Here is a 24,966-nt window from a genome sequence, read left to right on the forward strand (position 1 = left end):
GCGCGACGCCGTCGTTTCTCTTCCATGACAATGAAACTCATCGCTGCCGTCGCTGCGCTTGCGCTGCTGCCCGTTGTCGCCTTTGCCCAGGCGCCGCCGGCGCCAGCAACACCGCCGGCGCAAACCGCCCCGCCGAATCCCGATCGTGCAGGAACGAACTGCACGCCGACCGAAGCTGTTCCGCATGAAGGCACTGTGGCCCCGCGCGGAACGACCACCGGGCGGGCGGAATCCCTTGGTGACAAGCTGGCAAAATCGGATGGCGTGCTGTGCCCGCCGCCAGGCGTCGATCCCGAAATGCATGCGCCGACCCCACAAGGGGGCACCACGCCGGTGATTCCGCCCCCCGGCAGCCCCGGCGGCGATCCCGCTGTGCGGCCAAAGTAAGGTTTTCAGTGCTCTTTAACGGGCAATTGCGCATGCAAGGCCAATCAGTTGCCCGCATGGGCGGTCATTGCTTGACAGGCATTTGGGTGACTTCTTATATGCCGCCGTTCGCGACCGCGAAGGCGGTCCGGCCTGTGGCGAGGTAGCTCAGCTGGTTAGAGCACGGGAATCATAATCCTGGGGTCGGGGGTTCGAGTCCCTCTCTCGCTACCACTTCCCGCACAATCCGCCCAACAGCTCCAGCCGCGGCCATCGAAATCTGACGCGCCGCGCGCGCGAGAAAAAGCGTCCCTGCCAGTTTGGAGCGCGCGTTCTTTCCGCTCACGCTGACAGCAAAATTCTAATCGCGCATTCTGCGAGCGGCACTCCGCCGACGCGCTGTAGTCAGCCGTACATGTGACTAATTCGTAGCGGCCAGCACGCTCCCGGAAACGTGAGCGTCCCGGCATCAAGCGAGTGTCAGTTGTCAGAGGAAAGTGAAGCTGCCGCCAGCATGATGAAGAATTTTTTAGTCGTTTTCCGCGTGCAGGCACCCGATATTTTCAGGGCCGGGGCTTTCGACAGGAGACAGTTATGAAGACAGCTTCCAAATATGCCGCTGCGGCGGCCGTGATGTTTTCCGCAATGGCGTTTGCCGTGACTCCGGGCTCTGCGGCCACGGTAAAATCAGCCAGTCATCAAGGAACATACTGCCTGCAGTATAATAAAGGCGGCTCCGACTGCGGATTTACCAGCTTCGAACAGTGCAAGGCATCCGCGGCCGGAATCGGTGCCGAGTGCGAGCTGAATGTCTTCCATCGTGATGACAGCGCCATTTGAATTTTCGGGACGCCTCACATTGGCAATAACTGACGAAGATCAGCACGCCAACAGGCGGCGCTGGTCTTCGAATGGCAATATCCTGATCGCTTACCTGAGCGTGAGGTGATGGCTGATCTGTTCCGCCGCCTCGAGCAGGGCCGGGAGGAATTTGCGTTTCAGTTCCGCGGGAGAATGTCGCGCGAGATTGGTCGACAGGTTGATCGCTGCGACAACGTTGCCTTTCTCATCCTTGATCGGCGCGCCGATGCCGGAGGCTCCCATCTCCAGTTCTTCGCTGACGATGCTCCAGCCCTGTTGCCCGACTTTCTCGATTTCCTTTTCCAGTTTTTTGATGCTGGTCACGGTTGCCGGAGCGAACTGTCGTCGATCTGACTCCTGAAGGATTCTCCCGCGCTCTTCGGCGGATATTCCCGCGAGCAGGACGCGGCCCATTGATGTGCAGAACGCGGGAAGGCGGCTTCCGATCGTCAGGCTGCGGCGCAGCACGCTGGTGACTTCGGCGCGCGCCACATAAACCACATGGGGGCCGTCGAGCACGGTGATGGCCACCACTTCGTTGGATTCGCGCGAGAGCGTCTCGATCACCGGCTGCGCGACTTCCCGCAACGACAGCGACGAGACGAACGCAAAGCCAAGCTGGAGAACGCGCGGCGTCAGCATGAACTGATCGCCGCTTTGCCGCGCCATGCCCAGACTGACGAGCGTGTGCAGCAGCCGCCTGACGCCTGCTCTCGGCAGCCGGGTGCGCCGGGCGACGTCGGACAGGGAAAGCGAGCGATCCTGATTGAAGGCGGCGATGACGAGCAGCCCCTTGGCGAAGGCTTCCACGAAGACATCGCTGCCTTCCGGCCATTGCTCGTGCTGCATCCATTGATCGGTCAGCCCGTTCATCGTTGCCAAAGCCCCGGAGCTTGGTTAGGTTGTTCGACAGTTGATCATATGTTCGATAGTCGAACAAGGAAAATCATGACCCTGTCCTTCAAAAAGATGTTCGCTCTCGCGGTTTTGCTCGGTTCGTGCGCGCCGGCGCTGGCGCAGACCTATCCCGACCGGCCGATCAAATTCGTCGTCCCGGCCGCCGCCGGCGGGCCGACGCACATCACCGCGCAGTTGCTTGCGGACAAGATGCAGACCGCGCTCGGGCAGCCGGTCGTGGTTGAGCCGCGCCCCGGCGCCGGCAATAATCTCGGCGCGGAATTCGTCGCGAAGAGTGCGCCTGACGGCTACACGATCCTGCTCGCGACCATCGGCACCCACGCGATCAACCAGACTCTTTTCAAGCACCTGCCGTTCGATCCGATCAAGGACTTCGAGCCGGTCTCGCTGGTGGTGAAGTATCCGCTGCTGCTGGTGGTCAATTCCGATGTGCCGGCGAAGGACGTCAAGGAACTGATCGCCTATGCGAAGGCCAATCCCGGCAAGCTGAACCGGGCGTCCGGCGGCAACGGCACGTCCATGCATCTGTCGGGCGAGCTGTTCGTCAAGCAGGCCGGCATCGATGCGCCGCATATTCCCTACAAGGGCAGCGCGCCTGCATTGAACGATCTGCTCGGCGGTCATGTGCAGTTGATGTTCGATTCGATCCTGACCGCATTGCCGCTGGTGGAGTCCGGGAAAGTCCGCGCACTGGCAATCACCGGAAAGGTCCGCTCGCCCCTGCTGCCGAACGTGCCGACCGTCGCCGAAAGCGGGCTGCCTGATTATGAGGCGAACGGCTGGACCGGCGTCGTCGTTCCCGCGAAGACGCCGCCCGACGTGGTCGCCAAGCTGAACGCAGCCATCAAGACCGCTCTCAAGTCGCCGGATGTCCAGAGCGCGATGGCCAAACAGGCCGCGGAGCCGGTCGGATCGTCACCGGCGGAGTTCGCAGCCTTCATCCGGTCGGAGACCGACAAGTGGGCCCGCATCGTCAAGGATGCGAAGATCCAGGTCGAGTAAGACCGCTCCGAAAAACCAATCCGCTGAAAAAAAACTGGTCTTGCCGGAAAGAACGATATGCAACCGATCGATTTTAACGCTCGCGTCTCTCAGCTCGCGGCAAAACTGAAAGCGAACAACATCGGAGCCTATGTGGGCACGCGTCAGGCGTCGCTTCACTATCTCTGCGGTGTCTTCATGTGCTGGCGGGGAGCGGTCATCGTCACCGCGAACGGCGATTGCGATGTCGTCTACTGGGCGATGGACATCGAACGGGTCAGGGCCGAGGGATGCCACGGTACCCTGTTTCCGTTCACCGGCTCCAATCTGATCGCGGAAATCGCTGCGCGGCTGAAGGCTCGCGGCGTAACGGGGCCGGTCGGTCTCGATCTCAGCCATCCCGGCGCGGCGCAGATCGCGCCGGGCATGCTGACCGCCGGCGAGTACATCGATATTGTCGCCAAGATGCCGTCGACCGAGTTCGTTAACGGCGTGCGCTGGATCGACGACTGCATGCTGATCAAGTCCGGCGCGGAGATCGAGCGGTTGCGGATGGCGGCCAGCGCGGGTGAGGCCGGTTTTCGGGCAGGTCTTGCGGCGGTCAAGGAAGGCGTCACCGAGAACCATGTTGCGGGGGTCGTCGAGGCCGCGATTCGCGATCACGGCAGCATCTGGTCGTGGTCGGTCACCGGCGGCACCGAAGTGGGAGCCGGCGAGCGAACCGCGTTTGCTAAGGGCGTGACGCAGCAGAGCACCGAGCGTGTGATCAAGCGCGACGAATTCGTCGTGATCGATCTGCATCCGCTCATCGAGCTTTATATGTCCGATCTTTCCATCCCGGTGTTTTTCGGCAAGCCTAACGAACAGCAGGAACGCGCGATTGCGTGCTGGGAGGATGTCGCTTCGACCATGCTGAAATCGATCCGGCCTGGACGTCCGGTCAAGGATTGCGTTGCCGATGGCGTCGCGGCCTATGAGCGCCACGGTCTTCAGGAGTTCGGTCTGCCACTGTTCGGGCATGGACTCGGAACATGCGCCCGGTCGCGCCCGTTCATGAACGCCAACAGCGACGACATCATTACGCCGGGAATGGTGATTGCGCTGGGGTCGCACTTCTATCAGCCGGGCGTCGGCGGGATGCGGCTCGAATATCCCATCACAGTCGACGAGCGTGGCGCGGTGCCGCTGACCGGTCTGCCAGCGAAGGTTCAGCGGATCGGCTGAAGGCAACCAGGCGTATTTAAATTCAGGGCCTGAGCGCGCCGCGCTCAGGCCGATTTCGTTTCGGCTTCATCCATCTTGCCGGCGCGGGCGTACGCCTCGACGAGATGACGGCGCATCAGTTCGGCGGCGCCCTCGGCGTCACCGCGGATCATCCGCTCGAGGATGCGGCCATGCTCTTTCCAGACGCTGACCGACATGCCGGGATGACGCAAAACCTTTCCCATCGCGCGGCGCAGGTGACGCCAGTGCAGCCGCATCGTCTCGGCGATCAGCGGATTGCCCGACAGCTCATAGATAAACGAGTGGAAGTCCATATCGGCTTGCAGACTGGCGCGTTCATCGCCGGTATCGACCAGCTCGCGGCCGTGTTCGACCAGCGCGCGGCCCTTTGCGATGGCGTCTTTGGTGAGACGCGGCGTCGCGAGCGTTACCGCCAACGGTTCGACCGCGGAGCGGATCTGGTAGATCGCCTCAAAAAAAGCAGGATCGACCGGAGTGACGGTCAATCCCTGACGGCCCTGCGCGAGAAAGCCCTGCGCCTTCAAGATTGCGAGCGCATGAGTGACCGGCTGCCGCGACACATTCAGCCGCGCGGCGATGTCTTCCTGGGTGAGACGCTCGCCGGGTTTGAATGTGCCATCACACAGCGCGTCGAGGATCACCTCGTACACCTGATCGACCAGGCTTTTGGGCGGGGCAAGGGATTCCAGCACGGTTCCTCCAGATGCATGCCGCAGAGCAATATCGTTGGTGCTTGACAGGAATTATCTTGCAAAGCAATCTTAGAATACTGAATTCAGAATGCAAGAATGGAGTGCCGCGGCGACGAGGGCACGCGAACACGCGGCCTGACTTCGGCAATCAAGAAATCAAAACGGGAGGATATGTTATGCGTCTCACCGCCGAGCAGATGGAGCAATTCCGGACCGAAGGCTGGCTGCTGCTGCCCGAGTTGTTCACGCCCGAGGAGGTCGATGTGCTGCGCCGCGAGGCCGTGGCGATCTACGACCAGCATCGGCCCGAGGTGTGGCGCGAGAAGAACGGCGCGCCGCGCACGGCCTTCGCCGCTCACACATATAACGAAGCGTTCCGGCTGCTCGGCGCGCATCCGCGCATGATCGAGCCGGTGGAGCAGGTGTTCGGCGAACACGTCTACATGCATCAGTACAAGATCAACGCCAAGTCGGCCTTCACCGGCGAGGTCTGGCAGTGGCATCAGGACTACGGCACCTGGAAGCGCGACGACGGCATGCCGGAGCCGAGGGCGATGAACATCTCGGTGTTTCTCGACGAAGTGATGCCGATCAACGGTCCGCTGATGCTGGTGCCGAAGAGCCACAACGCCGGCGACCTCAAGGCCTCCCACGATCTCCAGACCACGTCATATCCCTTGTGGACGCTCGACGAAGAGACGGTGACCCGGCTGGTCAAGGAGGGCGGCATTGTCGCGCCCACCGGCAAGCCAGGAAGTATGCTGATGTTCCACGGCAACCTGGTGCACGGCTCGGCCGGCAACATCACGCCCTATCCGCGCAAGATCGTCTATCTCACGCTCAACGCGGTCTCGAACTACATCCGCACGCCGACCCGGCCGGAGTTCATCGCGCATCAGGACTTCGCACCGATCGTGCCAGTCGATGACGACGCGCTGGTGCGTTACGCCCGCAGCCATCGTCAGGCGGCAGAATAGCGAAGATTGTCTTCAAAGCGTGTCATGCCCGGGCTTGTCCCGGGCATCCACGTCTTTAAGAATCAGAAGACAAACAAAACGTGGATGGCCGGGACAAGCCCGGCCATGACGAACGTGATGTTGAATGGCAGCTCGCAAATAAAATTTATCAGACTGGATTGAAATGAACCTCCATCACCTTCTCGAAAAGCGCCGCGCGGCGGGCCAGCCGGTTCGCGTGGCGCTGATCGGCGCCGGCAAGTTTGGCTCGATGTTCCTGTCTCAGGTGCCGCACACGCCGGGCCTTGAAGTGCCGGTGATCGTCGATCTCGATCCGGATCGTGCGCGCGAGGCCTGCCGCACCGTGGGATGGGACGCCGCGCGGATCGCCGCTACGACATTCACCAAAGATGGCGGCGCTGCCACCGGCGGCAACATTGAAGTGATCGTGGAGGCGACCGGCAATCCATCCGTCGGCATTCGCCATGCGCGCGCGGCGATCGCCGCGGGCAAACATATCGTCATGGTCAATGTCGAAGCCGACGTACTGGCCGGCCCGCTGCTGGCGGACGAGGCGCGCAAGGCGGGCGTGGTCTATTCGCTGGCCTATGGCGATCAGCCCGCGCTCACCGCCGAAATGGTGGACTGGGCGCGCGCCACCGGGTTCAAGGTTGTCGCTGCGGGCAAGGGCACGAAATATCTGCCGATCTATCACGATGTGACACCCGCGGGCGTCTGGAGTCATTATGGCCTGACCGCCGCCGAGGCGCAGTCCGCCGGCATGAACCCGCAGATGTTCAATTCTTTTCTCGACGGCACCAAATCGGCCATCGAGATGGCGGCGATTGCCAACGCGACCGGGCTCGATGTCCCTTCGGCCGGTCTGTTGTTTCCGCCATGCGGCGTCGATGACCTGCCGCATATCATGCGGCCGCACGACAAGGGCGGCGTGCTGGAGAAATCCGGCGTGGTCGAGGTGGTCTCGTCGCTCGAGCGCGACGGACGTCCGGTGTTTCGCGACCTGCGCTGGGGTGTCTATGTCGTGCTGGAGGCGCCGAATGACTACGCCGCGGATTGCTTCCGTCAGTATGGCCTGAAGACCGACTCGTCCGGGCGCTATGCGGCGATGTACAAGCCGTATCACCTGATCGGGCTTGAACTGAACATCTCGGTGCTGTCGGCGGCGCTGCGCAATGAGCCGACTGGCCAGCCCAATGGTTTCCGCGGCGATGCCGTCGCCGTAGCCAAGAAGAATCTGCGTGCGGGCGAGATGCTCGACGGCGAGGGCGGATATACGGTGTGGGGCAAGCTGATGCCTGCGGCCGACAGTCTCAAGGTCGGCGCGCTGCCGATCGGTCTCGCCCATCGGGTCAAGTTGACGAAGGACATCGCGCATGGCGATGTGGTGCGGTGGTCGGACGTGGAGATCGACGCCAGGGATGAGACCGTCGTCTACCGCCGCGCGATGGAGGCGAAGTTCGCCACGGCGCGTTGAGGCGTTCGCGGTCAGCAATGCGTATCGCGCAAGCGGTCACGCGCGGACCATGCTGGCGAGGTTGCGAGCGAAATGCCTATAGTGCGCTCCAAAAACAGGGAGGGCACTGATGCCTTATGTCGATGCGGCCGGCGCGAAGCTCTACTATGAGGAAACCGGCAGCGGCTATCCGATCGTGTTCGTTCACGAGTTCGGATCGGACCTGCGCGAATGGGAAACCCAGGTCCGCTATTTCTCGCGCGCCTATCGCTGCATCGCCTACAATGCGCGCGGCTATCCGCCTAGCGACGTGCCCGATGATCTCAACCAATATGGCTGGGAATTTGCTGTCGATGACATCGCTGCGGTGATGCGCGGTGTCGGGATCGCGCGCGCCCACATCGTCGGTCTCAGCATGGGCGGCTATGCGGCGCTTCAGTTCGGCTTACGCTATCCAGAACAAGCCTCAGCGATCGTCGCTGCCGGAGCGGGGACCGGATCGCCGCCGTCGCTGCGCGAAGCCTGGCTGAAGGAAGCGCCCGCGACCGCGCGCGGATTTCTCGAACGCGGCATGGCGGTGATGGCCGAGGAGATGGGTCACAGCCCGACCCGCATCCAGCTCAAGCACAAGGACCCGCGCGGCTGGCAGGACTTCATGGATCATCTGCGTGGGCATTCCGCGCAGGGGATGTCGAACACGATGGCGCGCTATCAGACGCTGCGGCCGTCGCTGCATGATTTTCAGGACCAGTTCGCCAGGCTGACGATGCCGGTTCTGCTCGCGGTCGGCGACGAGGACGCGCCCTGCATTGAAACCAACCTGATGCTGAAGGCGGCGATTCCGACCGCCGGCCTCTGGATGTGTCCCAACACCGGCCACGCCATCAATCTTGAAGAGCCCGCCGCCTTCAACGCGCAGGTGGAGAGCTTTCTGAGCGCGGTCGAACGCGGGACCTGGCGGCGGGCGTGATCTGGCCAGTCGGTGCGTTTCGCTGCAAAACGGAGCGCCAATCTTTTTGCTGAATCCGTCGCGGTCACGTATGTCTTTGTCATTATCATCTGTGCCGGCGTGAGCTGCGCCACACTCAGTCAAGCGGATCGATCGCAATGGACTTCGCTCTCAGTGCCCAACAGGATTCCATCCGCGATGCGATCCTGAAAATCTGTAGCCGGTTCGGCGACGATTACTGGCTGGCGAAAGATCGCGGCGGCGGCTTTCCGCACGAGTTCTATGAGGCTATGGCGCAGGCCGGTTGGCTCGGCATCTGCATTCCCGAACAGTTCGGCGGCTCGGGCCTCGGCATCATGGAAGCCGCGATCATGATGCGCGCGATCTCGGAGTCCGGTGCGGGCATGTCGGGCGCGTCGGCCGTCCACATGAACGTGTTCGGACTCAATCCGGTGGTGGTATTCGGGACGGACGAACAGCGTGCGCGGATGCTGCCGGGTATCGTTGAGGGCCGCGAGAAGGCCTGTTTCGGCGTGACCGAACCGAACACCGGCCTCAACACCACGCAGTTGAAGACCCGCGCCGTGCGCAGGGGCGATAGATATGTCGTCAACGGCCAGAAGGTGTGGATCTCCACCGCGCAGGTGGCGCACAAGATCCTCTTGCTCGCGCGCACCACGCCGCTGGAAGAGGTGAAGAACCCGACCCACGGCCTCAGTCTTTTTTATGCGGATATGGATCGCTCGCGCATCGCGGTGCATGAGATCGAGAAGATGGGCCGCAAGGCCGTCGACTCCAACGAACTCTTCATCACCGATTTCGAGATTCCGGTGGAGGATCGCATTGGCGACGAAGGCCGCGGCTTTGAATATATCTTGCACGGCATGAATCCCGAGCGTGTGCTGATCGCGGCGGAAGCGGTCGGCCTCGGCAAGCTCGCGCTGTCGCGCGCGGCGGACTATGCGAAGCAGCGCATCGTGTTCAATCGTCCGATCGGACAGAATCAGGCGATCCAGCATCCGCTGGCGAAAAACTGGATCGATCTCGAAGCGGCGTGGCTGATGACGCTGTCGGCGGCGTGGCAATACGATCAGGGATTGCCGTGCGGACCGGCGGCCAACGCCGCGAAATATCTCGCGGGGGAAGCAGGTTTCCATGCCTGCGAGCAGGCGGTCATGACTCACGGCGGCTTCGGCTACGCCAAGGAATATCACGTCGAGCGTTATCTGCGCGAAGTGATGATCCCGCGCATCGCGCCGATCAGCCCGCAACTCATTCTCAGCTTCATCGGCGAGAAGGTGCTTGGATTGCCGAAGTCGTATTGAGGCCGGTGCAGCGCTGGTGGTACGCCGCGGGCGTTGACCGCATAATCCATATCTGGTGACGTAGGACCGAACACGGCGCTGCGATCATGTCAGCCCGTCCCCAACAACAAGAGAACAATCATGTCGCACGACCCTCATCATTCGCACGATCATTCTCACGCGCACGACGACGAGCGCTGGAAGCATGATGGCGTGCGCGTCATTCCGGGCAACCAGCTCGATCCGAATGTGCCGTCGACCGCCGGCATGGACCGCAAGGCCGCGATCAATTTCGCCCGCGTCGGCGCGCAGAAGCTCTGGGCAGGCACGGTGACGATTCGGCCCGACGCCAAGACCGGCGCGCATCATCACGGCCATCTCGAAAGCGTCATTTATGTCGTGCGCGGCAAGGCGCGCATGCGCTGGGGCGAACATCTCCAGTTCACTGCCGAAGCCGGTCCGGGCGATTTTATCTTCGTGCCGCCTTACGTGCCCCATCAGGAAATCAACGCCAGCCCCGACGAGGTGCTGGAATGCGTGCTGGTGCGCAGCGACGGCGAGGCGGTCGCGATCAATCTGGACATCGAGCCGGTCGAAAAGCCGGAGACCGTGCTGTGGGTGGATCCGATCCACCGCGACCCGGCGGAAAAGAAGGTCTAGGCCAAACACAGTCCTGTGAGGCGGTTCGATTGGAACTGAATCATGCTTGAAGATCAAACGGTTGCACTGCGTCATATTGACTTCTGACGATTATTGACAATCGTCAGTTGTTGTAAGACGCTCTCGGCGTATCCGAAGGGAGCGTCCGATGCACCGTATTCAGAAATTTATCAGCCAACGCAATAGGTTGGCTGCTTTGGCCCTGATCCTCCCCGCGCTGGCACTCGGCGCTTGCAGCAAGCAGGAGGCTGCGGAGAGTGAGAAGGGCCGCCCGGTTCTGGTCGCGGCGGTCCATTACACCTCGCAGTCTCCGGAGCGCAGCTTCGTCGGCACCATCCGCCCCCGCATCGAAACCGATATGGGCTTCCGCGTTCCGGGCAAGGTGGCCAAGCGTCTGGTCGAGGTCGGGCAGGTGGTCGATGTCGGCCAGCCGCTGGCGACGCTCGATGAAGTCGATCTGAAATTGCAGGCTGAGCAGGCCGAAGCCGAATTCCGCGCCGCGACCGGCGTGCTGGCACAGGCGACCGCCGCCGAAGGCCGCGCCAGGGAATTGCGCGCCAAGGGCTGGTCCACCGAAGCACAACTCGATCAGGTGAAAGCCGCCGGCGACGAGGCGCGGGCGCGGCTCAACCGCGCGGAGCGCTCGGTCGAACTGACCAAGAACAGCCTGTCCTACGCCAATCTGGTCGCCGACACGCGTGGCGTCGTCACGGCGACATTGGTCGAGCCGGGGCAGGTGGTCGCCTCCGGTCAGACCGCAGTCCGGGTGGCGCGGTCTGCGGAAAAGGAAGCCGTAGTTGCGATTCCCGAAACGCTGGTCGGCTTTGCCAAGACCGGCGAAGCCAGCGTCACGCTGTGGTCGGAGCCGGGCAAGAAATATATGGCAAAGCTGCGCGAGATCGCGCCGGCTGCCGATCCCGCGACGCGGACTTATCTTGCGAAATTCTCGCTCCCCGGCGCAGACGACGCCGTTTCGCTGGGCATGACCGCCACATTGACGCTCGCCGATCCGGCGACCGAGCGGGTGGCGCGGCTGCCGCTGTCGGCGCTGTTCAGTCAGGGCGGCGGGCCGTCGCTGTATGTCGCGGATTCGAAGACCGGCGACGTTGTGCTGAAGCCCGTGACGGTCAAGGCCTACGAGACCGCGGATGTCCTCGTCACCAGCGGCGTCGAGGAAGGCGCGAACGTGGTCGTGCTGGGCGTGCAGAAGCTCGATCCGGCCCAGAAGGTCCGGGTCGTCTCGTCGTTGTCATTCTGATTTCGAGGAGAGACCGATGAAGCGATTCAATCTCTCCGCATGGGCGGTGGCGCATCCCACCCTGATCCTGTTCTTCATCGTGATGCTCGGCATCGCGGGTTTCTTCTCTTATGAGCGGCTCGGCCGCGCGGAAGACCCGTCCTTCACCATCAAGGTCGTCATCATCAATGCGATCTGGCCCGGCGCTACCGCGGCTGAAATGCAGGCGCAGGTCGCTGACCGGATCGAGAAGAAGCTGCAGGAACTGCCTTACTTCGACAAGGTGACGACCTACACCAAGCCTTCATTCACGGCGATGCAGCTCGCGTTCAAGGACAACACGCCCGCGAAGGAAGTACCGCAGCTTTTCTATCAGTTGCGCAAGAAGCTGAGCGATATTCGTAGCGACCTGCCTTCAAGTCTGATCGGGCCGAATATCAACGACGAATACGGCGACGTCGATTCCATTCTTTATATGCTGACCGGCGACGGCGCGGACTATGCCCAGCTCAAGAAAGTGGCTGAGGGCCTGCGCCAGCATCTCTTGAAAACGCCGGACGTGACCAAGGTCAATCTCTACGGCACGCAGGACGAACGCGTGTTCGTCGAGTTTTCCCACGCCAAGCTCGCGACGCTCGGCATCACCACGCAGGCGCTGTTCGATTCGCTCGCCAAGCAGAATGCCGTGGTGCCCGCTGGCACCGTCGAGACCTCGTCGCAGCGGGTGCCACTGCGCGTCACCGGCGCCTATGACAGCGTCAAGGCGGTGGCGGAAACGCCGGTGGAAGGCAACGGCCGCGTATTCCGCCTCGGCGACATCGCCACCGTGACGCACGGTTTCGTCGATCCGCCGGACTATCAGGTCCGTCAGGAAGGCAAGCCCGCTATCGGCATCGGCGTGGTGATGGCGAAGGGCGCCAATATTCTGGAGCTTGGCGAATCCATCAAGAAGGCCACCGCGCAGTTCATGGCGGCGGTGCCGCAGGGATTCAACATCGACCAGATCGCCGATCAGCCGCAGGTGGTCGAGCATGCAGTGGGCGAGTTCGTTCGCTCTTTTGTCGAAGCATTGGCCATCGTTCTGTTTGTGAGTTTTCTCGCGCTCGGCTGGCGCACCGGCATCGTGGTGGCGCTGTCGGTGCCGCTGGTGCTGGCGATCGTCTTCATCGTCATGAACGCGATGGGCATGGACCTGCATCGCATCACGCTTGGCGCGCTCATCATCGCGCTCGGCCTTCTGGTGGACGATGCCATTATCGCGGTCGAGATGATGGTGGTGAAGATGGAGCAGGGATGGGACCGCGTGAAGGCGGCATCCTTTGCCTGGGAATCAACTGCGTTTCCGATGCTCACGGGGACGCTGGTCACGGCCGTTGGCTTCCTCCCCATCGGCTTTGCCAATTCGTCCGTCGGTGAATATGCCGGCGGCATTTTCTGGGTGGTGGCGATTGCGCTGGTGGCGTCGTGGTTCGTCGCGGTGATTTTCACGCCCTATATCGGCGTCAAGCTGCTGCCGGACTTCGCCAAGGGCAAGCATAACCACGATCCGCATGCGATCTACGAGACGCGGATGTACCGCGGTCTGCGCCGCGTGATCGAATGGTGTGTGCGCCGCCGCGGCACGGTGGTGCTGGCGACCATCGGCGTGTTCGTAATTTCAATCGTCGGCTTCGGTCATGTGCAGCAGCAGTTTTTCCCGCTGTCGGAGCGGCCTGAACTGTTCCTGCAGTTGCGGTTGCCGGAAGGCACCGCGTTCAACGTCACCAAGGAAAGCGTGAAGAAGGCGGAAGCGCTGCTCAAGGACGACAAGGATATCGTGACCTATACGACCTATGTCGGCCAGGGTTCGCCGCGTTTCTGGCTCGGCCTCAACCCGCAACTGCCGAACGAGGCGTTCTCGGAAACGGTGATCGTGTCGAAGGACGTCGCAGCGCGCGAGCGCATCAAGACCAAGATCGAAAAGGCCGTGGCCGACGGCGCGCTGTCCGAAGCGCGAGTGCGCGTCGACCGGTTCAATTTTGGTCCGCCGGTCGGCTTCCCGGTGCAGTTCCGTGTGGTCGGTCCCGATACCACGACCGTCCGCGACATCGCCTACAAGGTGCGTGAGGTCATGCGCACCGAGAAGCGCGCTGTCGATCCGCATCTCGACTGGAACGAGCAGACGCCTTACCTCAAGCTCGCCGTCGATCAGGACCGCGCGCGAGCGCTGGGTCTGACGCCGCAGGACATCTCGCAATCGCTGGCGATGCTGATTTCCGGCGTGCAGGTGACCACGCTGCGCGACGGCATCGAAAAGGTCGGCGTGGTCGCTCGCGCCGTTCCATCGGAGCGCCTCGATCTCGGCCGCGTCGGCGATCTCACGATCTATTCGCGGGGCGGCGTTGCCGTGCCGCTGGCGCAGATCGCCAAGATCGAATACGCCCACGAAGAGCCGATCCTGTGGCGGCGCAACCGCGACATGGCGATCACCGTGCGTGCGGATATTGTCGACGGCGTGCAGGCACCCGACGTCACCAATGCGATCTGGCCGAAGCTGCAAGGCATCCGCAACAGCCTGCAGCCGGCCTATCGCATCGAGATCGGCGGTGCGATCGAGGAATCCGAGAAGGGCAATGCTTCGATCAACAAGCTGTTCCCGCTGATGGTGATCGGCATGCTGACGCTGCTGATGATCCAGCTGCAGAGCTTCTCGCGGCTGGTCCTGGTTTTCCTGACGGCGCCGCTCGGCATTGTCGGTGCGTCGCTGGGTCTCAACGTCGCCAACAGTCCATTCGGTTTCGTGGCTCTGCTGGGCCTGATCGCGCTGGCCGGCATGATCATGCGCAATTCGGTGATTCTGGTTGATCAGATCGAAACCGACGTCTCCCACGGTCTGACCCGGCGCGAGGCCATCGTCGAGGCCACGGTGCGCCGCGCCCGGCCGGTGGTTCTGACCGCGCTGGCGGCGATTCTGGCGATGATTCCGCTGTCGCGGTCGGCCTTCTGGGGCCCGATGGCCATCACCATCATGGGTGGATTGTTCGTTGCAACATTCCTGACCCTGCTGTTCTTGCCCGGCCTCTATGCGCTATGGTTCAGAAAGAGTCTCGACGAACGCGGCCCGGGTGAGGCGCAGCCCGCCGCGTCCACCGAGCCGGAGCAGCTTCGACATGCGCCCCCGCTTGCTCACGCTGCCGAGTAAGAGACAAAGATCGCGATTATGACACTGCTGCACGAAGACACGGATTCGGAAAGGCGAAGGTGTATTCTCGAGACAGCCGAACGGCTGTTTCGCGAGATCGGCTATCTCAAGACCACGGTCGCGGATATCGCCAAGACGCTGAAGATGTCGCCGGCCAACGTCTATCGTTTCTTCCATTCAAAGAAGGCGATTCATGAGGGCGTCGCCCGTCGGCTGATGGGTGAAGTGGAGGCTGAAGCCGAGGCGATTGCGAGCAAGACGACGCATCCGGTGACGCGGATGCGCGAGCTGCTGGCGACCGTCAGCCGGATGAACGCCGAGCGCTTCGTCGGCGATGCCAAGATCCACGAGATGGTCGCCGTCGCCATGGAAGAAAGCTGGGATGTTTGTGAGGCCCATATCGAGCGCATTACCGTGGCCATCGCGGCTGTCATCGCGGAAGGGGTAAAGACCGGTGTGTTCAAGGTGGCCGACATCGAACTCGCGGCGAAAAGCACCTGCACCGGGATGATTCGTTTCTTTCACCCTCAGTTGATCGAGCAGTGTGCCAACAAGCCGGGGCCGACCCTCGATCAAATGATAGACTTTGTCCTCGCGGCGCTTACCTTGAGCGCATCCGGTACGGTGCCGGACAACAGCGGTGCGGGCAAAGTTACTCATGACTAGTTCTTTGGATAGTTCTTCAGGCGATTTCTACTATTACGAACCTTCCCAGGGCCATGGCCTAAGGCACGATCCGTTCAATGCCATTGTTGGCCCCCGGCCGATCGGCTGGATCGCGTCCCAAGACGCCAAGGGTCACGTCAATCTCGCTCCCTACAGCTTCTTCAACGCGTTCTGCTATGTACCGCCGATCATCGGGTTTTCCTCGACCGGCTGGAAGGACAGCGTGTCCAATATCCAGGAAACCGGGGAGTTCACCTGGAATCTGGTGACCAAGCATGTCGCCGGGCAGATGAACATGACGTCGGCGACCGTGCCGCACGAGACGGACGAGTTCACCCTTTCGGGATTGACCAAGGCGCCATCGCGCAAGGTCGGCGTGCCGCGAGTCGGCGAGAGCCTCGTTTCGTTCGAGTGCAAGTTCACCCAGATGATCCAGCTTCAGGGCGCGGACGGCAAAAAGGCCGATGCCTGGGTGACCTTTGGCGAGGTTGTCGCGGTCTACATCGACAAGAGCCTGATCAAGGACGGCGTCTACCAGACCGCCGAAGCCTATCCGATCCTGCGCGCCGGGCGGATGGGCGACTATTTGCAGGTTACGCCCGAGATGATGTTTGAAATGGTGCGGCCCCGGTAACGGCGTGGGGTCGCGTGTCGCAGCCTCAAGTCTCGGTGATCCGCCTGGTTGTTCAGGCAGTTGGCGGGAACGTTGCGCCGGGCTTCAGGTTATTGAACCGTAATTGTTTTCGGGGACTTTCGCGTCAAACGCGGCATAACATCGAAGTTGTTTTCCAAATCCGAACAGCTAGCATTTTGGTTGCTGTCATCGCTGGCTGTTCTGAACCCGGCAAAAGGATCCTCTCATGAGCTTTTCCCTCCGCCGCGACCTCATCACCCGTCCCATCTATGCGTGGGCGCACAAGGCGCTGCCGCCGATGTCCGACACCGAGCGCGAGGCGCTAGAGGCCGGCGACGTCTGGTGGGACGCCGATCTGTTCACGGGCACGCCCGACTGGTCAAAGCTGCTGGCGGTCGCGCCGGCCAGGCTGACCGATGAGGAGATGGCGTTCCTGAATGGGCCCGTTGAAGAGCTCTGCGCCATGGTTGACGAGTGGAAGGTCAACTGGGAGTGGCGCGATTTGCCGCCGGACGTCTGGGACTTCATCAAGCGCAACAAATTCATGGGCATGATTATTCCGAAGGACTATGGCGGTCTCGGCTTCTCGCCGTATGCCCATTCCGAAGTGGTGCGGAAAATCTCGTCGCGCTCGGTGACGGCTGCGGTCACAGTGATGGTGCCAAATTCGCTCGGGCCGGGCGAACTGCTGATGCAGTTTGGCACTGACGAGCAGCGCAACAGGTGGCTGCCGGGCCTCGCCGAAGGCCGTGAAATTCCGTGCTTCGGCCTGACCAGTCCTGAAGCGGGCTCCGACGCCGCGTCGATGATCGACACCGGCATCATTTGCAAAGGCACGTTCAACGGCAGGGAAACGCTTGGCCTGCGGCTGAACTGGCACAAGCGTTACATCACGCTCGGTCCGGTGGCGACACTGCTTGGCCTCGCCTTCAAGGCCTACGATCCGGATCACCTGATCGGCAATGAAGAAGAACTCGGCATCACGGTCGCGCTGATCCCAACCGATCTGCCGGGCGTCACCATCGGCCATCGCCATCTTCCCGCGATGCAGGTGTTCCAGAATGGCCCGAACTGGGGCAAGGACGTTTTCATTCCGATGGACTACATCATCGGCGGACAGGAGCGCATCGGTCAGGGCTGGAAGATGCTGATGACGGCACTGGCGGCGGGCCGCGGCATCTCATTGCCGTCGCAATCGTCGGCAGGCGCGGCCTATTGCGCGCGCGCCACCGGGGCCTATGCGCGCATCCGCGAGCAATTCCACGTGCCGATTGCGAAGTTCGAAGGCATTGAGGAGCCGCTGGCGCGGATCGCCGGCACGGCTTATCAACTCGACGCCGCGCGGCGGCTGACCTGCGCTGCGCTCAATCAGCACATCCATCCGGCGGTGATTTCCGGAATCATGAAGCTGCATGCCACCGAGCGTCTGCGCATTGTGGTCGATGACGCGATGGACATTCACGGCGGCAAGGCCGTGATCGACGGCCCGCAGAACTACATGGGCAGTCTCTATCGATCGGTGCCGGTGGCGATAACAGTGGAAGGTGCGAACATCCTCACCCGTAACCTGATCGTGTTCGGGCAAGGATCGGTTCGGGCGCATCCCTATCTGTTGCAGGAGATGAACGCGATCAGCGAACCTGACCGGAAGAAGGGTCTGGCTGATTTCGATACCGCATTCTGGAAGCACGTCGGCCACGCCGTCGGCAACGTCTTCCGCGCCTGGGGCCGAAGCTGGACAGGCGGCGCGTTCGCGCCTGCGCCGGATGCCGGGGCCGCGACCGGTTACTATCGCCAGTTGTCGCGCTACTCGGCCGCGTTCGCGCTCTGCTCCGACATGGCGCTGCTGACGCTGGGCGGCGCGCTGAAGCGCAAGGAAATGCTGTCGGCGCGGCTGGGCGACATTCTCTCCGAACTTTATCTGCTCTCGGCCGCGCTGAAGCGCTGGGAGGACGAAGGCCGTCAGGAGGCGGATTTTGCCGCACTTGAGTGGGTGATGGCGAATGGCATCCGCACCATCGAGAACAGGCTGGCCGAAGTGATGGCGAACCTGCCGAACCGCTTCGTCGGCGTGATCCTGAAATTCCTGATCCAGCCGCTCGGCGCCAATCCGCTCGGCCCCTCGGACAAGGTGGTGCAACGCTGTGCGCAACTAATCCTTGAGCCGGGCGCGGTACGCGATCGTCTGACGGAAGGACTCTATCACGCCAACGACGATGGTCCGCTGGCGCGGCTGGAGCGGGCGTTCCTGCTGGTCACGGCCAATGCCCCGATCGAGAAGAAAATGCACTCAGCGCGCATCCGAAACTGGAGCGAGGCCCTGAAGAAGGGCGTCATCACCGCCGAGGAAGGCGAGAAGATCAAGGCGGCGCACGAGGCGGTCGCCTTGGTGATCGAGGTCGACGACTTCGCGCCGGAGGCGCTGTCGCCGATCTACAGGAAGCGGCAAGACCTCAAGCAGCCTGATCTCAAACAGACCTCGCCGGATCGGGCTGCAAGCTGATGGCGCGTCCGGTTTATATTATCGACGGAGCGCGCACGCCGTTTCTGAAAGCCCAAGGCGGGCCGGGGCCGTTCACCCCGGTCGATCTTGCGGTTCAGGCCGGGCGGCCATTATTGGCGCGGCAGCCGTTCGCGCCGGGCGCGTTCGATCAGGTCATCCTCGGCTGCGTCAATGTCATCGCCGACGAAATGAATCCGGCGCGCGTTGCGGCGCTGCGCCTTGGTATGGGTGAGCGCATGGTGGCGTTTACCGTACAGATCAATTGCGGCTCAGGCATGCAGTCGATCGACACGGCTTACCGTTATATCGAAGCGGGCAAGGCCGACATGATATTGGCAGGCGGCGCGGAGGCGTTGAGCTACGCGCCGCTGGTGTTTCCGCAATCCGGTGTGCGCTGGTTTGCGAAATTCGCCGGTGCCAGGGATTCGCTGACGCGGATTGCGGCATTCCTGAAAGCGCGGCCGTCCTACTTCAAGCCGATCATCGGCCTTGAGCGTGGGCTGACCGATCCGATTACCGATCTGAACATGGGGCAGACGGCAGAGGTCGTCGCGCATCTGATGGGCGTGACGCGCGAGCAGGCCGATGCCTATTCGGTGGAAAGCCATCGGCGGCTGGCTTACGCACAGGAGCACGGCTATCTGAAAGGCGAGGTCGAAACCGCGTTTGCCCGCGACGGCAAATTCTACGATCACGACGACGGCGTGCGGCCGGATTCGTCCGTGGACAAGCTCGCCAGACTGAAGCCGGCATTCGAGCGGCCGTGGGGACAGGTGACGCCGGGCAACTCGTCGCAGATCACCGATGGCGCGTGCTGGACGATTCTTGCCTCGGAAGATGCCGTCAACAAATATGGCCTCAAGCCGAAGGCGATCATTGTCGACAGCCAGTGGGCGGGTCTCGATCCCGCCATCATGGGGTTTGGGCCGGTGCTGTCTTCAACAGAATTGCTGAAACGCAACAAGCTCAGTTTGCAGGACATCGACACATGGGAAATCAACGAGGCCTTCGCCTCGCAATTGCTCGGATGCCTTGCCGCCTGGAACGACGACAAGTTCTGCCGCGAGGTGCTCGGTCTTGACGGCGCGGCGGGCGCAATCGACCAGACAAAGCTCAATGTCGATGGCGGCGCGATCAGTCTCGGCCACCCGGTCGGCACCAGCGGCAACCGCATCGTGCTGCATCTGGTGAACGCCATGAAACGGCTCGGCACCAAGCGCGGCATCGCCACCGAATGCATCGGCGGCGGGCTTGGCGGCGCGATGCTGATCGAGACAGTGTGAGGGAACGGACATGGACTCACGGATCATGGACGTTCTCAAGGATCGCGTGCTCGAACTCGGGCCGGAGCCCGCCGCTGGGCCTTACAAGCATTTCAAGCTGACCCGTGACGCCGAGGGCATCGCGTGGCTGCTGTTCGACCGTGCAGGAGCCAGCGCCAATACGCTGTCGGGCGATGTGATCGAGGAACTCGGCCAGATCGTCGGCACGCTGGAAATCGAGCGCCCGGCGGGTCTCGTGGTGCGCTCCGCAAAGAAGTCCGGCTTCATCGCAGGCGCAGACGTCAACGAGTTTCGCGGCGCGACCGACGCGCAGATGGTCGAGACCGAAATGGCCAAGGCCCATGCGGTGGTAGATCGGCTCGAAGCGCTGAAGATTCCGAGCGTTGCCGTGATCCACGGCTTCTGCCTTGGGGGCGGCCTCGAGATTGCGTTGGCCTGCAATACGCGCATCGCCATCGACAACGCCCGGTTCGGATTCCCTGAAGTGATGCTCGGCCTGCACCCGGGCCTCGGTGGCACCGCGCGTTTCACGCATCTGGTCAATCCGTTAGAGGCGATGACCCTGATGCTGACCGGCAAGACCATCGATGCCCGCAAGGCGAAGTCGCTGGGGCTTGTGGACGCGGTGACGCAGGAACGCCATGTGCGCGGTGCTGTGAAGGACGCGATCTTTGGCCGGCTGCGACGCCACAAGCAGGGCCTGCTGGCAAAGGCAATGAACTTCGGCCCGGTGCGCGGGCTGCTGGCCAACCGCATGCGCGGCGAGGCGGCAAAGACCGCGCCAAAGGAGCATTATCCCGCGCCTTATGCGCTGGTCGATCTGTGGGAGAATCACGGCGGCGACCGCGCGGCGATGCTCAGCGCTGAAAAGCCGTCATTCGCCAGTCTGATGGTGACGCCGACGGCGCAGAACCTGATCCGCGTGTTCTTTCTGCGCGAGCAGATGAAGAAACTCGCCGACGGACGGAATACCGTGAAACAGGTTCATGTCATCGGCGCGGGCGCGATGGGTGGCGACATCGCGGCGTGGTGCGCCAATCAGGGCCTGCGCGTGACGCTGGCGGACATGAAGCCGGAGGCGATTGCCGGCGCGATCAAGCGGGCGGCGGATCTGTTCGGCAAGATCATTCGCAGGAAGACCGATTTGCGCGATGCGCTGGACCGGCTGATCCCGGACCTGAACGGCGACGGCGTGCGCAACGCCGATCTCATCATCGAGGCGGTGCCGGAAAATCTCGGACTCAAGCAGAAGGTTTATGCGGGCCTCGAGCCGATCATGAAGCCGGGCGCGATTCTTGCTACCAACACATCCAGCATTCCCTTGCAGGATCTGCGCACCACGCTGAAAAATCCGCAGCGGCTGCTGGGCTTGCATTTCTTCAATCCGGTGTCGCGGTTGCAGCTTGTCGAGGTCGTGAGCCACGATGGCGTCGATCCGCAGGCGCTGGCGACGGCGTTGAAATTCGTCGGCGCCATCGACCGCCTGCCGCTGCCGGTGAAAAGTTCGCCGGGTTTCCTCGTGAACCGCGCGCTGACGCCGTACATGCTTGAAGCGATGGTGATGCTGGACGAGAAGGTGGACAAGGCTGTGATCGACGCCGCCGCCGAGAAATTCGGCATGCCGATGGGACCAATTGAGTTGGCCGATCAGGTCGGGCTCGATATTTGCCTGGCCGTCGGCGATATGCTGCGCGCGAAATTCGGCGAAGCGGCGCTGCCGCCTGCGCCGGACTGGCTGCGCGACAAGGTCAAGAAGGGCGAACTCGGCCGCAAGACCGGCAAGGGTTTCTACGAATGGAAGGATGGCCGTGCCGTCAAGACGCCGTCACCGGTGCAGCCGACCGACGAGATGATCGACCGCCTCGTGCTGCCGATGTCGAATGTCTGCGTCGCCTGCCTGCGCGAAGGCATTGTCGAGAACGGCGACGTCGTCGACGGGGCCATGATCTTCGGCACCGGCTACGCGCCGTTTCGCGGCGGGCCGCTGAACTATGCGCGCACGCGCGGTGCCGCGAATGTCGTCGCGGCGCTGAAGGCGCTGGAAGCCAAGTTCGGCGACCGCTTCAAATCGGATGCCGGTTGGGATACGTTCGCGTGAACAAGATTTTTTTGATGGACTTTATCGATGGCTGATGCGCCCGTTCACGCTGTACCTGCGCCCGACGGGCCGCAGGGCGAGCTATCGATCCGCACACTGGCGATGCCCGCCGACACCAACCAGAGCGGCGACATCTTCGGCGGCTGGCTGCTCAGCCAGATGGATCTCGCCGGAAGCATCTTCGCGTACAAGACGACGCAAAGCCGCAACGTCACGGTGGCGATCGACGCGATGACGTTCCGCAAACCGGTCTATGTCGGCGATGTGGTATCGGTTTACGCCAGCACTGTGCGCGTCGGCCGCACCTCGATCACCGTGCATATTGAAGCCTGGGTGCAGCGGCGCAACGAATCACAGACGATTTTGGTGACCGACGGGAACTACACCTATGTCGCGGTGGATGATCATGGTCACCCACAGCCAATTGGCCAGGGCTCGCCCCCAGTTAGCGCCTGAACGCTGCTTTTCTTCCAGACCGCTAGGCTATTTTTCGCAAGCGCGGCGGCTGCGCGAGTTCTTTCGTCCCGATTTATGGCGTTTTGCACAACCGGCATTGCTATTTTGCCGGAGTGCGGGTGCTCGTCTTCCAGCATTTCCATTCTGGTTATAAAACTGTCGCGTGAAGCGCCTACAGGTTCGGCGGGTTGCACATGCAGGAGTCAGCGAACGTTCGTTTTCGGATCATCTCGACCGGAATACAGGCGTTCGGCGTTGGCCCGGGATGTGCATATCAATTAGAGAGACGGGTGTAGGCAGGCTGAAACTTTTTCAGCCTTGCGGAGTTAGTGCGCGTAAGGAACCCATAGGACGGGCACGGGATAAGAAGCATGTCGGACACCTACATCATCGAAGTCAGTTCTGAAGCCGCCGGTATCGTTGTGCGTGAGAAGTCCGGCTTTCGTTTCTTCGCAGCCGTGCACAAGTTCAATCCGCTCGATGGCAGGGTTTTCAAGAACGCGCGGGACGCAGAGCGCGCTGCCACGCGGTTTCTGGCCGGGCAGCTTGAGCCGCTTCCCGCATAAACAGCCGCCGTAACGAACAAGGCCGGGATCGCTCCCGGCCTTTTGATTCCAGCGATCAAATTCTTATTCGGCTGCGGCCTGTTGGCCGAGCGCCGGATAATCCGTATAGCCCTTGGCGCCGCCGCCATAGAACGTCGCCTTGTCGAAGGCATTCAGCGGTGCGCCGAGCTTCAGCCGTTCGACGAGATCGGGGTTGGAGATGAACAGCTTGCCGAACGCGATCAGGTCGGCCTTGTTCTTCTCCAGCACGTCGGTGGCAAGCTTGAAGTCGTAACCGTTGTTGGCGATGTAGGTGCCGCTGAAGCGCTTGCGCAGGCTGTCGTAATCGAAGGGCGCGTTGTCGCGCGGGCCGCCGGTCGCACCTTCGATGACGTGGATATACACAAGCTTCAGCGCATTGAGCTGATCGACGATGTGATCGAACAGCGGCTGCGGGTTGCTGTCTGACACATCGTTGGCGGGCGTCACCGGCGAAATGCGGATGCCGGTGCGGTTGGCGCCGGCCTCGGCGACGACGGCTTTCGAGACCTCCACCATCAGCCGCGCGCGGTTCTCGATCGATCCGCCGTAGGCATCGGTGCGCTTGTTGGCGCCGTCCTTGGCGAACTGGTCGAGCAGATAGCCGTTCGCGCCGTGAATTTCGACGCCGTCGAAGCCGGCTTCCAGCGCATTGGCCGATGCACGCTTGAAGCTGTCGATGATGCCGGGAATTTCGCCGAGTTCAAGCGCGCGCGGTTCGGACACATCGGCAAAGGTGCCGCCGACGAAGGTCTTGCCGTTGGCGCGGATAGCGGAAGGCGCGACAGGCGCGCCGCCGTTGGGCTGCAGCGACGTATGAGAAATGCGTCCGACATGCCAGAGCTGAATGTAGATGTGGCCGCCGCGTTCGTGAACGCGGTCCGTGACCTTGCGCCAGCCCGCGATCTGTTCCTTGGTATAGATGCCGGGTGTGTCCTGATAACCTTGACCTTGCTGCGAGACCTGGCTCGCTTCGGTGATGAGAAGGCCGGCCGACGCACGCTGGCCGTAATATTCGACGGCGAGCGGATTGGGGACGAAGCCAGCGACGGCGCGGTTGCGCGTCAGCGGGGCCATGACGGCGCGATTGGTCAGCGTGACGGCACCGAGTTTGTACGGCTCGAAAAGTTTGGAAGCGGACATGGCAGCTCTTTCCTGAAAAACGGTTTTAATGCAGATGCATGTAAGTACCGCGTTCCGGAAAACGCAAGTCACAGCCGATTGAATGTTCCCGATTTAGCCGTGCTGAATGGCTGACATGCCTCGGTTGTCCGGCGGCTTTACGAAGCTGCGCAGGATAATTCATTTGGCATTGGATGAAAGACGGCACAAACCGCCTTTCATCCCAACCCTTGAGAGTTGAAGGCTGCTGCCGATCGTCCAGTTGCACTGAAGCCGGGCAACTTGCGTCATGCACCGAGAAAATCACGCTTGCCCAGTTCGACACCGTTGTGACGCAGGATGTCATAGGCGGTTGTGCAATGAAAAAAGAAATTCGGCAGCGCCATATGGTTGAGATACTGCTGGCCGGTGACGGTTTTGGTCTGGTTCGGGCCACTGGGAAATGTGATCTCGCGCTTTTCCCCGCCTTCGAATTTCGAAGGTTCGATAGCCTTGATATTGCTCACGACCTTTTCGATCCGGGCATGCAATTCTGCGAAGGTCGTTTCGGTGTCGGGAAATGACGGCACGTCGAGCTGAGCAAAGCGGGCACAGCCTCGGCCCGCAGCGTCGCAGGCGGCCTGCACCTGCCGTTTGAAGGGATACATCGTCGGATACAGCCGCGCGTTCAGCAGCACGTCCGGATCGATCGCTTTTTCTTTTGCGTGGGCCTCTGCCTTGGCGAGAATGGCTGAGAGTGCCGTCAGCGTATGGATGAAGACCGGAGCCGAACCGTCGTAAAATGACATGGGTAACC

General features: G+C 62.0%; 22 protein-coding genes and 1 tRNA gene. 19 read left to right on the forward strand and 4 right to left on the reverse strand.

Annotated elements, in window-relative coordinates:
* The first annotated feature begins 24 nt into the window (after positions 1-24).
* The 3 genes from LVY71_RS22105 (at position 25) to LVY71_RS22115 (ending at position 1,206) form a co-directional block, all read left to right on the forward strand.
* On the forward strand, positions 25-387 hold the full coding sequence (locus tag LVY71_RS22105) for a hypothetical protein (protein WP_235102072.1): 363 nt from the start codon (positions 25-27) through the stop codon (positions 385-387).
* A 136-nt stretch (positions 388-523) separates the two neighbouring features.
* Positions 524-600, forward strand: a tRNA-Met gene (locus tag LVY71_RS22110).
* A 360-nt stretch (positions 601-960) separates the two neighbouring features.
* The gene (locus LVY71_RS22115) at positions 961-1,206 is read left to right on the forward strand and encodes a DUF3551 domain-containing protein (RefSeq protein ID WP_235102073.1); all 246 of its coding nucleotides are present in this window, start codon (positions 961-963) and stop codon (positions 1,204-1,206) included.
* Positions 1,207-1,296: 90 nt separating this feature from the next.
* Here the strand turns inward: LVY71_RS22115 and LVY71_RS22120 are convergent, their stop codons facing one another.
* Complete coding sequence (locus LVY71_RS22120) at positions 1,297-2,100, reverse strand: IclR family transcriptional regulator domain-containing protein (protein ID WP_235102074.1); 804 nt, start codon at positions 2,098-2,100, stop codon at positions 1,297-1,299.
* A 75-nt stretch (positions 2,101-2,175) separates the two neighbouring features.
* Here LVY71_RS22120 and LVY71_RS22125 point away from each other — a divergent pair, with 75 nt between their 5' ends.
* Together LVY71_RS22125 and LVY71_RS22130 are read left to right on the forward strand one after the other, a co-directional pair.
* On the forward strand, positions 2,176-3,147 hold the full coding sequence (locus LVY71_RS22125) for a Bug family tripartite tricarboxylate transporter substrate binding protein (RefSeq protein ID WP_235102075.1): 972 nt from the start codon (positions 2,176-2,178) through the stop codon (positions 3,145-3,147).
* 57 nt (positions 3,148-3,204) lie between these two features.
* Positions 3,205-4,350, forward strand: coding sequence for a M24 family metallopeptidase (locus LVY71_RS22130; protein ID WP_235102076.1), 1,146 nt, complete (start codon positions 3,205-3,207; stop codon positions 4,348-4,350).
* Between the two features lie 44 nt (positions 4,351-4,394).
* Here LVY71_RS22130 and LVY71_RS22135 read toward each other — a convergent pair whose 3' ends face one another.
* Positions 4,395-5,063, reverse strand: a complete 669-nt coding sequence (locus tag LVY71_RS22135) for a GntR family transcriptional regulator (RefSeq protein WP_235102077.1) — start codon at positions 5,061-5,063, stop codon at positions 4,395-4,397.
* A 176-nt stretch (positions 5,064-5,239) separates the two neighbouring features.
* On the opposite strand from LVY71_RS22135, the gene LVY71_RS22140 reads away from it, so the two are divergent.
* The 14 genes from LVY71_RS22140 to LVY71_RS22205 all read left to right on the forward strand — a co-directional run bounded on the left by LVY71_RS22140 (position 5,240) and on the right by LVY71_RS22205 (position 23,030).
* On the forward strand, positions 5,240-6,040 hold the full coding sequence (locus LVY71_RS22140; RefSeq protein ID WP_235102078.1) for a phytanoyl-CoA dioxygenase family protein: 801 nt from the start codon (positions 5,240-5,242) through the stop codon (positions 6,038-6,040).
* Between the two features lie 163 nt (positions 6,041-6,203).
* Positions 6,204-7,514 (forward strand): NAD(P)H-dependent oxidoreductase, encoded by a 1,311-nt coding sequence (locus tag LVY71_RS22145; RefSeq protein WP_235102079.1) that lies wholly within the window; start codon positions 6,204-6,206, stop codon positions 7,512-7,514.
* 109 nt (positions 7,515-7,623) lie between these two features.
* Positions 7,624-8,463 (forward strand): alpha/beta fold hydrolase, encoded by an 840-nt coding sequence (locus LVY71_RS22150; protein ID WP_235102080.1) that lies wholly within the window; start codon positions 7,624-7,626, stop codon positions 8,461-8,463.
* 137 nt (positions 8,464-8,600) lie between these two features.
* Entirely contained in the window at positions 8,601-9,767 is a 1,167-nt protein-coding gene (locus LVY71_RS22155; protein WP_235102081.1) for an acyl-CoA dehydrogenase family protein, read from the forward strand.
* 120 nt (positions 9,768-9,887) lie between these two features.
* Positions 9,888-10,406, forward strand: a complete 519-nt coding sequence (locus tag LVY71_RS22160) for a cupin domain-containing protein (protein WP_235102082.1) — start codon at positions 9,888-9,890, stop codon at positions 10,404-10,406.
* A gap of 148 nt (positions 10,407-10,554) precedes the next feature.
* Entirely contained in the window at positions 10,555-11,664 is a 1,110-nt protein-coding gene (locus tag LVY71_RS22165; protein WP_235102083.1) for an efflux RND transporter periplasmic adaptor subunit, read from the forward strand.
* Positions 11,665-11,680: 16 nt separating this feature from the next.
* Entirely contained in the window at positions 11,681-14,824 is a 3,144-nt protein-coding gene (locus LVY71_RS22170; protein ID WP_235102084.1) for an efflux RND transporter permease subunit, read from the forward strand.
* Between the two features lie 18 nt (positions 14,825-14,842).
* Positions 14,843-15,490: a TetR/AcrR family transcriptional regulator gene (locus LVY71_RS22175; protein WP_235102085.1), complete on the forward strand. Its 648-nt coding sequence runs from the start codon at positions 14,843-14,845 to the stop codon at positions 15,488-15,490.
* On the forward strand, positions 15,483-16,124 hold the full coding sequence (locus LVY71_RS22180; protein ID WP_235102086.1) for a flavin reductase family protein: 642 nt from the start codon (positions 15,483-15,485) through the stop codon (positions 16,122-16,124). The genes LVY71_RS22175 and LVY71_RS22180 overlap by 8 nt, the downstream gene beginning before the upstream one ends.
* A 226-nt stretch (positions 16,125-16,350) precedes the next feature.
* Entirely contained in the window at positions 16,351-18,627 is a 2,277-nt protein-coding gene (locus LVY71_RS22185) for an acyl-CoA dehydrogenase (protein WP_235102087.1), read from the forward strand.
* Positions 18,627-19,910: an acetyl-CoA C-acetyltransferase gene (locus LVY71_RS22190; RefSeq protein ID WP_235102088.1), complete on the forward strand. Its 1,284-nt coding sequence runs from the start codon at positions 18,627-18,629 to the stop codon at positions 19,908-19,910. Before LVY71_RS22185 ends, LVY71_RS22190 begins: the two co-directional genes overlap by 1 nt.
* A 10-nt stretch (positions 19,911-19,920) precedes the next feature.
* Positions 19,921-22,008, forward strand: coding sequence for a 3-hydroxyacyl-CoA dehydrogenase NAD-binding domain-containing protein (locus tag LVY71_RS22195; protein WP_235102089.1), 2,088 nt, complete (start codon positions 19,921-19,923; stop codon positions 22,006-22,008).
* Positions 22,009-22,035: 27 nt separating this feature from the next.
* Positions 22,036-22,464, forward strand: a complete 429-nt coding sequence (locus LVY71_RS22200) for an acyl-CoA thioesterase (RefSeq protein ID WP_235102090.1) — start codon at positions 22,036-22,038, stop codon at positions 22,462-22,464.
* 371 nt (positions 22,465-22,835) lie between these two features.
* Positions 22,836-23,030: a hypothetical protein gene (locus LVY71_RS22205; protein WP_235102091.1), complete on the forward strand. Its 195-nt coding sequence runs from the start codon at positions 22,836-22,838 to the stop codon at positions 23,028-23,030.
* Between the two features lie 63 nt (positions 23,031-23,093).
* Here LVY71_RS22205 and LVY71_RS22210 read toward each other — a convergent pair whose 3' ends face one another.
* Both LVY71_RS22210 and LVY71_RS22215 read right to left on the reverse strand, forming a co-directional pair.
* Positions 23,094-24,191: an alkene reductase gene (locus LVY71_RS22210; RefSeq protein ID WP_235102092.1), complete on the reverse strand. Its 1,098-nt coding sequence runs from the start codon at positions 24,189-24,191 to the stop codon at positions 23,094-23,096.
* 266 nt (positions 24,192-24,457) lie between these two features.
* Entirely contained in the window at positions 24,458-24,958 is a 501-nt protein-coding gene (locus tag LVY71_RS22215) for a DUF1993 domain-containing protein (protein WP_235102208.1), read from the reverse strand.
* Positions 24,959-24,966: the final 8 nt, after the last annotated feature.

The organism is Bradyrhizobium sp. G127, from assembly GCF_021502575.1.
Taxonomy (GTDB): Bacteria; Pseudomonadota; Alphaproteobacteria; order Rhizobiales; family Xanthobacteraceae; genus Afipia.